A 12,780-nucleotide genomic window follows, 5' to 3' on the forward strand; every position below is an offset into this window, starting at 1 on the left:
CGGACGACGGTTTTTGTCGTGAAAATGCATCAAAACTAAAGGCTAACGCGTCACAGGGTCGCTTGCCGTTACCCCATCGCGCCGATATAAGCCCCGGCAACTCCCAGCCACCGTTTACAAGGACGAAATCATGGCGATTGAACGCACCTTTTCGATCATCAAGCCCGACGCCACCGAGCGCAACCTGACCGGCGCGGTCAATGCGGTGATCGAGAAGGCGGGCCTGCGGGTCGTGGCGCAGAAGCGCATCCGCATGACCCGCGGCCAGGCCGAGACCTTCTACGCCGTTCACAAGGCGCGCCCGTTCTTCGGCGAGCTGGTCGACTTCATGACCTCGGGCCCGGTGGTGGTTCAGGTGCTGGAAGGCGAGGGCGCGATCCCCAAATATCGCGACGTGATGGGCGCGACCGATCCGTCGAAGGCCGCCGAAGGCACCATCCGCAAGCTCTATGCGAAGTCGATCGGCGAGAATTCGGTGCACGGTTCGGATGCGCCGGAAACCGCGGTGATCGAGATCGCGCAATTCTTCGCCGGCAACGAGATCGTCGGCTAACGCCGTTTAACTGAAGGTGGCACGGTCCTCTGACGGGACCGTGTCGAACTAAACCGGGGAGCGGCGGACGACCTCCGCCAGGGGCGGCCGCAAGGCCGAATAGGACTCGCTGTGGACTGGCTGTGGCAGATCTTTGATCCCGCGAACATCGGCGCGTTCTTCACCCAGTTCAAGAACGAGATGGCGACGCCGACCTTCTGGGTCGCCGTCGGCAAGATCATCTGGATCAACGTTCTGCTGTCGGGCGACAACGCGCTCGTGATCGCGCTCGCCTGCCGCGGGCTCGCGCCGCGCCAACGGCTGTGGGGTATGATTCTCGGCGCCGCCGCGGCGGTGCTGCTGCGCGTCATCTTCACCGGCATCGTCGCCAGCCTGATGGAGCTTCCCTACCTGAAGCTGGTCGGCGGACTGGCGCTGATCGTGATCGCCGCCAAGCTCTTGGTGCCGGAGCAGGAGGACGAGGACAGCGTGCATGCGGCCTCGCATCTGTGGGCCGCGGTTCAGATCGTTGTCGTCGCCGACATCGTGATGAGCCTCGACAATGTGATCGCGGTAGCCGCCGCCGCCAACGGCAGCGTGCCGCTGCTGGTGCTCGGACTTGCGATCAGCGTTCCCCTGATCGTGGCCGGTGCGGCGTTGATCATGGCGCTGCTCAACAAGCTGCCGGTCCTGGTCTGGGCCGGTGCCGCGCTGCTCGGCTGGATCGCGGGCGACGTCATCGCGACCGATCCGGCGGTGCATCCGAAGCTGGATGCGCTGTTCGCCGGATCGCTCGGCGCCAAGCTCGATTCCTGGCTGGCCGCAGTCGGGATGTCGCCGCAATTCGGCCATGGCGGCAACGGCGGCGAGATCACGCTCGCGGTGCTTGGCATCGTCGTTGTGTTGGTTGCGGGATCGCTCTGGCGCCGCCATGCGGTCCGGAAGGCCAAGCACGCCGCCAAGGCGGTGTGACGGGGCAGAGGCCCTCGAGCGATCGCTTGGTCCGGTCCTCGACGTCGCCCGGTACAGGGCCGCTGGGTGATCCCTGATTTGTAACGGCGCATCTCTGATATCGGATCTGCCCTTAATTCCGCCCGAACTGCATGCGATGCTTCTGGACAGTCCGTTCCTGCGGCTCGCGGCGACGCCCGCGGCATCAAAAGATGACCCGACATCTGGGCCGCCAATCATAACGTCATCCACACCTGCGATGAGTGGAAGAGTTACCTTGCACGGCTGTTTGCCCTGACCGATCGCAACCGCGACGGACATCTCGATCCATCCGAATTCACACTCATCGGTCGGGCTGCAGGGCGAAATGAAAGCTGAAAGCACTGATCAGTAGGCACCGATGCCGGGCGCCGCTGCTGATGTGGATTTCAGCAGATGAGCCGCCGCGGTGTTCAAGTTTCGCACCGCGCCAATCAGGAGACAGTGAGTGCTGCATTCCGATATAGCGGCGAGGCGACGCTTTCAGCTCATCCTGGTCAAGCCGTCTCACTACGATGACGACGGATACGTGATCCGATGGTGGCGCGCCATGACGCCGTCGAATTCGCTGGCGGCCGTGTATGGCATTGCGGCGGATTGCGCCGAACGCCGGGTGCTCGGGCCCGATGTCGATTTTGATATTGAAGCCATCGACGAGACCAATACGCGCATCGACATCCCGGCGCTGCTACGCCGCTTCAGGAGTCACGGCGGGTTCGGATGTGTGGCCCTGATCGGTGTTCAATCGAACCAATATCCGCGCGCCCTCGACATCGCCCGTTCGTTCCGGGCAGCCGGGATTGCGGTTGCCATCGGTGGTTTTCATGTCTCAGGCTGCCTGTCGATGCTGGATGGCCGCGCCGTGGAACTCGACGCTTGCCGGGAGATGGGCGTCGCCATATTCGCGGGTGAAGCCGAAGGGCGTCTTGAATCCGTCATTGCCGACGTAGCCGCGGGACGCCTCGCGCCGCTCTACAACCACATGAAAGAGTTGCCGGGCATGGACGGCGTGCCGGTGCCGTTCCTCCCGAAGCGATATATCGAACGGACGCTTGGCTCCAGCGCCAGTTTCGATGCCGGCCGCGGCTGCCCCTACCAGTGCTCGTTTTGTACCATTATCAACGTGCAAGGCCGCAAATCGCGCTACCGATCGGCCGACGATGTAGAGCACATCGTGCGCCTCAACTGGGCCCAAGGCATTCGAAAATTCTTCATCACCGACGATAACTTTGCGCGCAACAAAGAGTGGGAATCGACCTTCGATCGCCTCATCCAGCTCCGCGAAATGGACGGCATCCCGCTCGGCCTGATGATCCAGGTCGACACGCTATGCCACAAGATCCCCAACTTCATGGAAAAGGCAAAACGCGCCGGAGTAACAAAGGTCTTCATTGGACTTGAAAACATCAACCCCGACAATCTTGCGCTAGCGAAGAAGCGGCAGAACAAGATCACCGAGTATCGAAAGATGCTGCTGGCCTGGAAGGAGCAGGGCATCTTGACCATCGCGGGCTATATCCTGGGCTTTCCAGCCGACACGCCGGAGACAATCAAACGCGACATCGCCATCATCCAGGAAGAACTGCCGATCGACCTTCTCGAGTTCTTTTGTCTGACGCCGCTGCCCGGCTCTGAAGATCACCAGACGCTCTGGAAAAACGGCACAGCCATGGAAGCGGACCTCAACAGCTACGATGTCGAACACGTCTGTACGGCCCATCCCAAGATGAGCAAGCAAGAGTGGCAGGACATCTATCACGAGGCCTGGCAGCTCTATTATACGCCCAAGCACATGAAGGTTCTGCTGCGACGCGCCGCGGCCACCGGCGTTCCGATCGGCAATCTCGCAAAGTACCTACTCACTTTTTCGACGACGGATCGCCTCGAAAAGGTACATCCCCTTCAGGGTGGGATTTTCCGCCTCAAGCATCCGTCCGAGCGGCGACCAGGCTTGCCGCGCGAGAACCCCTGGCTGTTCTGGCTGCGCTTTGGTTGCGAGACGCTCGTGAAGCACAGCGTCCTCACCGTGGCGATCGGACGGTTGTTGATCTGGAAAACGGTCATCGCCTACACCCCGGGGGCCGGCAACTATCTTGACCGCGCGCTCACGCCGGTCAGCGACGACGGCGATGAGACGCTCGACCTTCTCACCAAGACGGCGGGCGCACGCGCTGCGGTCGCTCATTTCAAGAAAATCGCGGGACTGACGGGCACCCAAGTCGCTTGATGCAAGGCCCAAGGTTAGCGCCGCACAATCGAGCCGGAACGCCCGACCAGCCGCGCCAATTGCTTGAAGCGGCTGCCGACACGGTCGGCGACCAGATCCACCATCCGGTGCTCGAACACCAGCATCAACTTGCGGCCTTGCGTGCGGAAATGGGTTGCCGGCAGCACGCCGGTGCGCGCCGCCGTGATCAGATGCGCGACGCGGAACGCGGCGCCGAGCACGCGCGCGCGCTCGTCCATCGCCGGCGTCACCAGCGCGCGGATCTGCGACGGCGGTTCGTTCTCCTCGCTGAGGCCGGCGTAGCGATAGAACACCGAGAGCGCGACGAAGGCGCGCCCCTGATGGGTGATCGAGCCGAAATTGCCGTTCATGATCAGGCTGAGGGTTTCCTCGCCGCGATGATCGGGATGCACGCGCCAGCCGATGTCGGAGAGCAGGCAGGCGACGTGACGCAGCCTGCGGTCTTCCTCGGTCTCGCGCAGCCTGACGACGCGCACCAGCCGGTCGGTCCACGCCGTCAGCTCCTGGGCGTGGCGGGCCGAGCGCGACAGCAGTTCGTTGAGGTTCTGCGCGGCGCAGACCAGCCCGTCCTTGGCGCGCTCGGCCTGCGGCAGCATCTCGTAGAGCAGGCCTTCGCGCACGCCGAAGGTCGAGAACACGATGGTCTTCGGCTGCGCGACGCGGATGATGTATTCGAGCACAAGCGCGGCATAGGCAAGTAGCGGCCGCCGCGCATCGGCGACCGACTCGATGTTGGCCAGCATGTTGGTGGCCGCCAGCCGCCGCAGCCGCTGCGCGAAGTCGAGTGCGTCGGCCGCCGGGATCGAGTAGCCGTGCATCACTTTGAGCGGATAACCGCTCTGGATGATGTGAATGCGCGCCAGCGCACGCCAGGTGCCGCCGACCGCGTAGAAGGTGCGGCCGCGGCCGGTCTTGAGCTGGGCGACGCCGAGCAACTCGTTCTTGACGATGCGCTCCGCGCGCTTGATCGATTTGTCCGAGAGGTCCTGCAGCGCGAGGCTGCCGAGCGGCAGCGTCACGCCGCTGCGCACGCGGTTGCCCTTGACGTCGATCAGTTCGAGCGAGCCGCCGCCGAGATCGCCGACGATGCCGTTCGGATTGTGCACGCCCGACACGACGCCGAGCGCGGACAGTTTCGCTTCACGCGGTCCGGACAGAATCTCGATCTTGGCGCCGCAGATGCGCTCGGCCTTGGCGATGAAGTCCGGACCGTTCTTGGCGTCGCGGCAGGCCGCGGTCGCGATCGCGTAGACGCGGCCGACCTGCTGGATCCTGCACAGTGCGCGAAAGCGGCGCAGCGCGGTGAGCGCCTTGTTGACCGCATCGGTCGCGAGCAGGCCGGTGCTCTGCACCTCGCGGCCGAGCCCGCACAGCGCCTTCTCGTTGAAGATCATGACGAGGCTGCGCGCCATCGCCTCGTAGACCACGAGACGAACCGAGTTCGAGCCGATATCGATCACAGCGACGCTGGAAGCGCGCTTCCGCGGCCGCTTCACAGGAAAGCCCCCTTAAGACGATGGCTGCTGACGCTCGTTGCGACGCGTGAGCCGGCGCGGTGAAGATTCCTTGAGAGACTTACCACGGCCGGACAGACTCGGATTTGTCATGAAGTAGTCATGCAGGTTGAACGGCTCTTCGCCTTTCGCGGCCTTCATACGCGTTGACGACCCGTCCGGCAACAATTGCCAGCTCTGCTCGGTGTCCTTCAGGTTCGCGACCATGATCTGTTCGAGAACCTGCTGATGCACCGTGGGATTTTGCAGCGGACAGAGAACCTCGACGCGGCGGTCGAGGTTCCGCGGCATCATGTCGGCGGACGAGATATACACAGCAGCTTTTGTGCTCGGCAGGCCCTGACCCATGCCGAAGCAATAGATCCGGCCGTGTTCCAGGAACCGGCCGATCACCGATTTGACGCGAATATTCTCCGACAATCCCGGCAGCCCCGGCCGCAGGCAGCAGATGCCGCGCACCACGAGCTCGATCGAGACGCCGGCCTGCGAGGCCTCGTACAGGGCGTCGATGATGTCGGGATCGACCAGCGCGTTCATCTTCATCCAGATCGCGCCGGGCCGGCCATGTTTGACGTGGGCGATCTCGCCGTGGATGTGCTCGATGATCCGCTTGCGCAATGTCAGCGGCGACACCGCCATCTTCTCGATGTCGCTCGGCTCGGCATAGCCGGTGATGTAGTTGAACACCCGCGCGGCGTCGCGGCCGATGATCGGGTCCGACGTGAAGTAGGAGACGTCGGTGTAGATGCGCGCGGTGACCGGATGATAGTTGCCGGTGCCGGTGTGTACATAGGTCGTGAGATTGCCGCCCTCGCGGCGCACCACCATCGACAGCTTGGCGTGCGTCTTCAGTTCGATGAAGCCGTAGACCACCTGCACGCCGGCGCGCTCGAGATCGCGGGCCCAGCGGATATTGGCCTCCTCGTCGAAGCGCGCCTTCAATTCGATCAGCGCGGTCACCGACTTGCCGGCCTCGGCGGCATCCGCCAGCGCGCGCACGATCGGCGAATTGTTCGAGGTACGGTAGAGCGTCTGCTTGATCGCGACCACGTCAGGATCACGCGCCGCTTGCTGCAGGAACTGCACGACGACGTCGAAGGATTCGTAGGGGTGATGGACCACGAGGTCCTTCTGCCGGATAGCGGCGAAGATATCGCCGCCATGATCGCGCACCCGTTCGGGATGGCGCGGCACATAGGGCGGGAATTCGAGGTCGGGGCGATCGAGGCGGGTGAGCTGCGACAGCTCGTTCATCGCGAGCACGCCATCGACCAGGATCACTTCATCGTTCGCTGCCGACAAGGCGTGCTGCACGAAGCTGCGCAGCTCTTCGGGCATCTTGGCTTCGATCTCGAGCCGGATCACCGATCCGCGCCGGCGGCGCTTCAGCGCCGTCTCAAACAGGCGAACGAGGTCTTCGGCTTCTTCCTCGATTTCGAGTTCGGAGTCCCTGATGATGCGGAACGCACCCTGGCCCTTGACGGTGTAGCCGGGGAACAGGCGGCCGATGAACAGACCAGTGGCCTGCTCGAGTGTGATCAGCCGCGCCGGACCGCTTTCCTTCGTGGAGGGAAGGCGGATGAAGCGGTCGATCTTGCCGGGCATGCGGATCAGCGCGTTCATCGCCTTGCCGTCGGAGATCCGCGACAATTGCAGCGCCACGGTGAAGCCGAGGTTCGGGATGAAGGGGAAGGGATGCGCCGGGTCGATCGCCAGCGGCGTCAGCAGCGGGAAGATATTGTGGAGGAAGTGATCCTCGATCCAGGTGCGTTCGGACTTGGTGACGTCGCGGCCATCGACCAGCTGGATGCCGACCTTGGACAGGATATCCCGCAGATCACTCCAGATCGCCTGCTGGTCGGAGGCGAGCTGCGACACGGTCTTGTTGATCATCACGAGCTGCTCGGCCGGCAGCAGGCCGTCCGGGCTGCGCTCGGCAATGCCCTCGCGGACCTGCGCCTTGATGCCGGCAACGCGGACCATGAAGAACTCGTCAAGGTTATTCGCCGAAATCGACAGGAAGCGGACCCGCTCCAGCACGGGATGGCCGGTATTGACCGATTCCTCGAGCACCCGCCGGTTGAAGTGCAGCCAGGAGAGCTCCCGGTTGATGAATCGCTCGGGGCTGGATGCGATCGCGGGGACGGCGGGCAGCTCCGCCTCTTTTTCTTTGATTTCAGTAGCTTGTGCCGAGTCCATCAAGTGCTGGTCCAATTCGGGGCAGGGAGCCGGAGCGGTGTAGCCGACGGCCGCACAGACCATGTGATATTGCGATGACGTTTCGATGACATTGATGTTCCGCCGGCCTGCGCCGTCAAGCCGCGGGACCCGTCAGGCATCGCGCAACAGCTCCGCCGCCAGCGCCCGCGTTACCGGACGGCCGAGCCGCAGCGCCTCGGTATCCAGGAGCTCGACCGCCTGCCGGACGGCAACGTAGGAGCGCTCGATCCGGTTGCAGAGGTAGCTGACCAGCGGCTCGTCCACGTTCATCTGGCGGTCGGCGCAGAATTTTACGATCAGGCCGCGGAACAGCTGGTCGTCGGGCGGCAGCAGTGTCACCGTCGGCACCGCGCGGAGCCGGGAGCGCAGATCGCGCAATTCGATCTCGAACGCCGACGGCGGAATGCGCGCCGTGATCAGTACAAAGGCGTCGTCCTGGCGCGCGAGATTCATCAGATGGAACATCGCGCGCTCGTCGAAATCCGACGGCCTAAGGTCCTCGACCACCAGCGCGCCGGTCGCAAGCGCGGTCGGCACCGCCTCAGCGGTCAGCGCATGCGCGGCGGTCGAGCGCGCGCCGGCGTTCTCGGCCCAGATCGCGGCGAGGTGGCTCTTGCCGGAGCCGTCCGGTCCCACCAGCAGCATGATTCGGTTCGGCCAGTCGGGCCAGCCGTCGATCAGCGCCAGCGCCGCCTCATTGACGGGCCCCTCGAGGAAATCGTCGCGGGTCAGTTTCTCCTCGTGCGGCAGGGCCAAGGCCAATTGACGAGGTTGAACGCTACCGGCCACGCAAGTCTCCAAACCACTTCATTTTAGCATGATCTCTGCGTAAGCGCTTCGCGTTTGTCGCGGGAAAACCGGCTTCCACTTTTCCGGATCATGCCTACCGAGCTTCGATCGTGCTCATGTGCCGCACCCACTCCACGAGATAGAGGGACACCGAACCCAAAGTAAAGATCGTGACGAGGCCCATCAGGATCAGGTCGTAAGGGTGCGGCTGGAAGCCGAAGCCGAGCGAGGCCAGCACCAAAGCCGCGAACGCGACCTGCGCCACCGTGTTGAGCTTCGACACCATCAGCGGCTTCATCTCGACCGGCTTGTCGAACAACCATGACACAATCACGGCGGAGACGATCATGATGTCGCGCGACACCACCAGAATCACGATCCAGCGCGGCACCGCGCCCCAGATTCCGAGCGCGACATAGATCGACACCAGCAGCGCCTTGTCGGCGAGCGGGTCGAGCAGGGCGCCGAGCTCGCTCGTCATGTTGAAGCGCTTGGCGAGGAAACCGTCGACCGCGTCCGAGACGCCGGCGATCACGAAGATCGCGAACGCGATCTCCATCTGGCTGGACACGATGGCCCAGACGATCACCGGCACCAGGATGATGCGGCCGAGGGTGATGATATTCGGAATGCTCAACTTGAATCGCTTCCCGGCTAGAAGCCTGATTTTACTCGATATCCGGCTCTTTTGCGCAGTGGCCGGATGTTATCTACATAGTATCGCAGCAGCATTGCCGCGAGCCATTGCGCGGGGGCGGAATTCCTCGTAACCAGCCCCTGATCATCTGGAATTGGGCATGACCGAGCGCAAAAAACGGGCTCACTTACGCGGATTCGGGTGTCGATATCGACGCCGGCAATCGTCTGGTCGATCTGATCAAGCCGATGGTGCGGGCCACCGCGCGGCCGGGCGCCGACGCCGAGATCGGCGGATTCGGCGGGCTGTTTGACCTCAAGGCCGCCGGCTTCAAGGACCCGGTCCTGGTGGCTGCGACCGACGGCGTTGGCACCAAGCTGAAGATCGCGATCGAGACCGGCATCCATGGCGGCATCGGCATCGACCTGGTCGCGATGTCGGTCAACGACCTCGTCGTGCAGGGCGCGGAACCGCTGTTCTTCCTCGACTATTTCGCCTGTGGCAAGCTCCATCCGGAGGCCACCGCACAGATCGTCGCGGGGATCGCCGAGGGCTGCCGCGAATCCGGCTGCGCGCTGATCGGCGGCGAGACCGCCGAGATGCCCGGCCTCTACAAGGACGGCGATTACGACCTCGGCGGCTTTGCGGTCGGCGCGGCCGAGCGCGGCACCCTGTTGCCGACGGCCGATATGGCCGCGGGCGACGCCGTGATCGGCCTTGCCTCCTCGGGCGTGCACTCCAACGGCTATTCGCTGGTGCGCAAGATCGTCGAGCAATCCGGCGCTGCCTATGACGCGCCGGCGCCGTTCGCGCCGGTCATGACGCTCGGCGCAGCGCTGCTGACGCCGACCAAGCTCTATGTGAAGTCCTGCCTGCGCGCGATCCGCGAGACCGGCGCGGTGAAGGGGCTCGCCCACATCACCGGCGGCGGCTTCACCGACAACATTCCGCGCGTGCTGCCGAAGCATCTCGGCGTCGGCATCGATCTCGCGCGGCTGCCGGTCCTCCCGGTGTTCAAATGGCTGGCCGAGCAGGGCGGCATCGCGGAGCTCGAGCTGCTGCGCACCTTCAACTGCGGCATCGGCATGATCGCGATCGTCAAGCCGGACTCGGTCGATGCGGTGACCGAGGCCTTCACCGCCGGCGGCGAGACCGTGACGCTGCTCGGTGAGGTGATCGAAGCCAAGGGTGAGCATCGCGTGGTCTATAACGGTCATCTCGATCTCTCGCGATGAAGCGCCGCGTTGCCATTCTCATTTCCGGCCGCGGCTCCAACATGGCCGCGCTGATCGAGGCTGCCAAGGCCGCAGATTTTCCGGCCGAGATCGTGGCCGTGATCTCCAACCGCGCCGACGCAGGCGGGCTCGAGAAGGCGGCCGCGAGCGGCATTCCGACCATCGTCATCGAGAGCAAGCCGTTCGGCAAGGATCGCGCCGGCTTCGAGGCGGTGCTGCAGAAAGCGCTCGACGACAGGCAGGTTGAGCTGATCTGCCTCGGCGGCTTCATGCGGCTGTTTACCGCCGATTTCGCCCGGCACTGGCACGGCCGGATGCTCAACATCCATCCGTCGCTGCTGCCCTGTTTCCCCGGCCTCGATCCGCACGGCCAGGCGTTGCGCGCAGGCGTCAAGCTGTCGGGAGCGACGGTGCATTTCGTGATCCCGGAGACCGATGCCGGTCCGATCGTGATGCAGGGCGCAGTCACGGTGGCTGACGACGACACGCCGGAGACGCTCGCCGCACGCGTGATCGGAATCGAGCATCGCATCTATCCGGAGGCGCTGCGGCTCCTGGCGTCCGGCCGGCTGAAGCTCGAAGGCGAGCTCTGCAAGACGCAGGGCAGCGCTGCGACCGACAGCACGCTGATCGCGCCGCAGAGCTAGGGCACGCTCGCGCCGAGGGTAATCCCCCGGGGTGATGCGGCCCGGGGAGGCATCAGGATGAAATCCGCCGACAGCGACGTTCAGTGAACCTTGAGGTTCTCTGCCGACGCCTTGCCGCGGTTCTCCACCAGCTCGTACTCGACGGTCTGGTTCTCGTTGAGTGTGCTCAGTCCGGCGCGCTCGACCGCCGAGATGTGGACGAACACATCCTTGTCGCCGACGGCCGGCTTGATGAACCCGTATCCTTTGGTCGGGTTGAACCATTTGACGGTACCCTTCGGCATCGTCTCTCTCCCAGTTTAGACATAAAAAAGACGCGGCCACGTTTTCCACGTGCCACGCCACAAGCGGGCTTTCCGCTGTCTGTTCAATTCGGGGGTCTTCAGATCCAAAGTCTTCAAGTCCGAAGTTTCGCCTCTCGAAGCCTTGGATATCAACGTCGCGAAACGCACAGTCGAACGGCCGCAATCCGATTGTGAAGCGATTGCAACACGAAAATTGCGCCTTAGCAAGCCAGCTCGCCGCGGTAGTTTCGCGTGACGCAACCGGAGCCTGTGGCCGGCGGAGGCCGCCATTGCGCATTCGGCCACTGGCCGACCGTGCGGGGCGCTGCCGCTTCGCGCGCAGCAGAGGGCTTCGACCCGACGTGCGCTAGCTCCGATCCACCCGCACCACGCGGCCCTTGTCGATCGCGAGCGCGAGCTCGCCGTGCTTGAGCTTGAGCGCAGCCTCGCCGAACAATTCGCGCCGCCAGCCGTGCAGGGCGCCGACCTCGGCCTGATCGTCGGCCGCGATCTGCTCGAGATCGTCGACGGTGGCGATCACCTTGCTGGCGACGCCGTGGCGCTCCGAGGTCATGCGCAGCAGCACCTTCAGCAGCTCGACGGTCGCGGCACCATTGGAGTTGTTGCGCGGCTTTTCCAGCTTGGGGAGCGACGCCTGGTCGCGCGCCAGCCCGCGCTGCACGGCAGCAATGATGTCGGCGCCCCATTTCGAGCGCTCAAAACCCTTCGGCAGCGAACGCAGATTGCCGAGCTTGTCGAGCGAGGTCGGCGCATGGGTGGCGATATCGCCGACGGCATCGTCCTTGAGCACGCGCGAGCGCGGTACGTCGCGGCTCTGCGCCTCCTGCTCGCGCCAGGCCGCGACCTCGATCAGCACCGCGAGTTCGCGCGGCTTGCGGACGCGGGTCTTGAGCCGCTCCCAGGCACGCTCGGGATGGAAATCGTAGGTCTTCGGCGAGGTCAGGACCTCCATCTCCTCGCTGACCCACTCGCTGCGGTCGCGCTTCCTGAGATCGGCGTCGAGCGCGGCGAACACCTCGCGCAGATGGGTGACGTCGGAGACCGCGTAGTGCAGCTGCTCGTCGCTCAGCGGGCGGCGCGACCAGTCGGTGAAGCGATGGGTCTTGTCGGGACGGTGGCCGGTGACGCGATCGACCAGCTGGTCATAGGCGATGCTGTCGCCATAGCCGAGCACCATGGCGGCGACCTGAGTGTCGAAGATCGGATGCGGGATGGTGCCGGAGAGATGCCAGACGATCTCGATGTCCTGCCGCGCGGCATGAAACACCTTCAGCACGGCCTCGTTCGACATCAGATCGAAGAACGGCTTGAGGTCGATGTCGGGCGCCAGCGCGTCGACCACGACGGCTTCGTCCGCGCTCGCCATCTGCACGACGCAGAGCAGCGGATAGTAGGTCGTCTCCCGCAGGAACTCGGTGTCGACGGTGATGACCTTGTGTTGAGCGAGCCGGTCGCAGGCGGCGGCGAGGTCGGGGGTCGTGCTAATCAGATCCATGAACAGTCCATGACGGCTTGACCCCACGCGTTCTGCCGAAAGGGCAGCTATGTCAAGGGTCTTGCTGGGATTTTGGCCCTGCACAGGGTGAGGGACAGGGCATTTTTGAATTGATTGGGCGTGATTCGAGGGGGTTTTCGGCCTGGTCGTGCCGCGAATTCGTCTGTC

Annotated in this window: 11 protein-coding genes; 5 read left to right on the forward strand and 6 right to left on the reverse strand. The window is 64.1% G+C overall.

Translation table 11 applies throughout. The annotated features are described in order from the left end of the window. The first annotated feature begins 130 nt into the window (after positions 1–130). From ndk to G6P99_RS21495, 3 genes are all read left to right on the forward strand, one after another. Positions 131–553 (forward strand): nucleoside-diphosphate kinase, encoded by a 423-nt coding sequence (ndk, locus tag G6P99_RS21485; RefSeq protein ID WP_029082287.1) that lies wholly within the window; start codon positions 131–133, stop codon positions 551–553. Between the two features lie 111 nt (positions 554–664). Then, the gene (locus G6P99_RS21490) at positions 665–1,504 is read left to right on the forward strand and encodes a TerC family protein (RefSeq protein WP_029082286.1); all 840 of its coding nucleotides are present in this window, start codon (positions 665–667) and stop codon (positions 1,502–1,504) included. Between the two features lie 466 nt (positions 1,505–1,970). Further along, positions 1,971–3,749: a B12-binding domain-containing radical SAM protein gene (locus G6P99_RS21495; RefSeq protein WP_029082285.1), complete on the forward strand. Its 1,779-nt coding sequence runs from the start codon at positions 1,971–1,973 to the stop codon at positions 3,747–3,749. Between the two features lie 14 nt (positions 3,750–3,763). Here G6P99_RS21495 and ppx read toward each other — a convergent pair whose 3' ends face one another. The 4 genes from ppx to G6P99_RS21515 form a co-directional block, all read right to left on the reverse strand. After that, positions 3,764–5,266 (reverse strand): exopolyphosphatase, encoded by a 1,503-nt coding sequence (gene ppx / locus G6P99_RS21500; protein WP_029082284.1) that lies wholly within the window; start codon positions 5,264–5,266, stop codon positions 3,764–3,766. A gap of 12 nt (positions 5,267–5,278) precedes the next feature. Continuing rightward, complete coding sequence (locus G6P99_RS21505; RefSeq protein WP_029082283.1) at positions 5,279–7,483, reverse strand: RNA degradosome polyphosphate kinase; 2,205 nt, start codon at positions 7,481–7,483, stop codon at positions 5,279–5,281. Between the two features lie 132 nt (positions 7,484–7,615). Then, positions 7,616–8,293, reverse strand: a complete 678-nt coding sequence (locus G6P99_RS21510) for a DnaA ATPase domain-containing protein (RefSeq protein WP_029082282.1) — start codon at positions 8,291–8,293, stop codon at positions 7,616–7,618. A 94-nt stretch (positions 8,294–8,387) separates the two neighbouring features. Then, positions 8,388–8,930, reverse strand: coding sequence for a CDP-alcohol phosphatidyltransferase family protein (locus tag G6P99_RS21515; RefSeq protein ID WP_028332358.1), 543 nt, complete (start codon positions 8,928–8,930; stop codon positions 8,388–8,390). Between the two features lie 209 nt (positions 8,931–9,139). Between G6P99_RS21515 and purM the strand changes: the two genes are divergently transcribed. Together purM and purN are read left to right on the forward strand one after the other, a co-directional pair. Further along, entirely contained in the window at positions 9,140–10,165 is a 1,026-nt protein-coding gene (gene purM, locus G6P99_RS21520; RefSeq protein WP_334262141.1) for a phosphoribosylformylglycinamidine cyclo-ligase, read from the forward strand. Continuing rightward, positions 10,162–10,812: a phosphoribosylglycinamide formyltransferase gene (gene purN / locus G6P99_RS21525; RefSeq protein ID WP_029082280.1), complete on the forward strand. Its 651-nt coding sequence runs from the start codon at positions 10,162–10,164 to the stop codon at positions 10,810–10,812. Before purM ends, purN begins: the two co-directional genes overlap by 4 nt. 80 nt (positions 10,813–10,892) lie before the next feature. Here purN and G6P99_RS21530 read toward each other — a convergent pair whose 3' ends face one another. Beyond that, complete coding sequence (locus G6P99_RS21530) at positions 10,893–11,096, reverse strand: cold-shock protein (protein ID WP_021079877.1); 204 nt, start codon at positions 11,094–11,096, stop codon at positions 10,893–10,895. Between the two features lie 367 nt (positions 11,097–11,463). After that, positions 11,464–12,612: a ribonuclease D gene (gene rnd, locus G6P99_RS21535; RefSeq protein ID WP_029082279.1), complete on the reverse strand. Its 1,149-nt coding sequence runs from the start codon at positions 12,610–12,612 to the stop codon at positions 11,464–11,466. Positions 12,613–12,780 lie beyond the last annotated feature (168 nt).

The organism is Bradyrhizobium sp. 6(2017), assembly GCF_011058295.2.
In the GTDB taxonomy this organism is placed as follows: Bacteria; Pseudomonadota; Alphaproteobacteria; order Rhizobiales; family Xanthobacteraceae; genus Bradyrhizobium; species Bradyrhizobium septentrionale.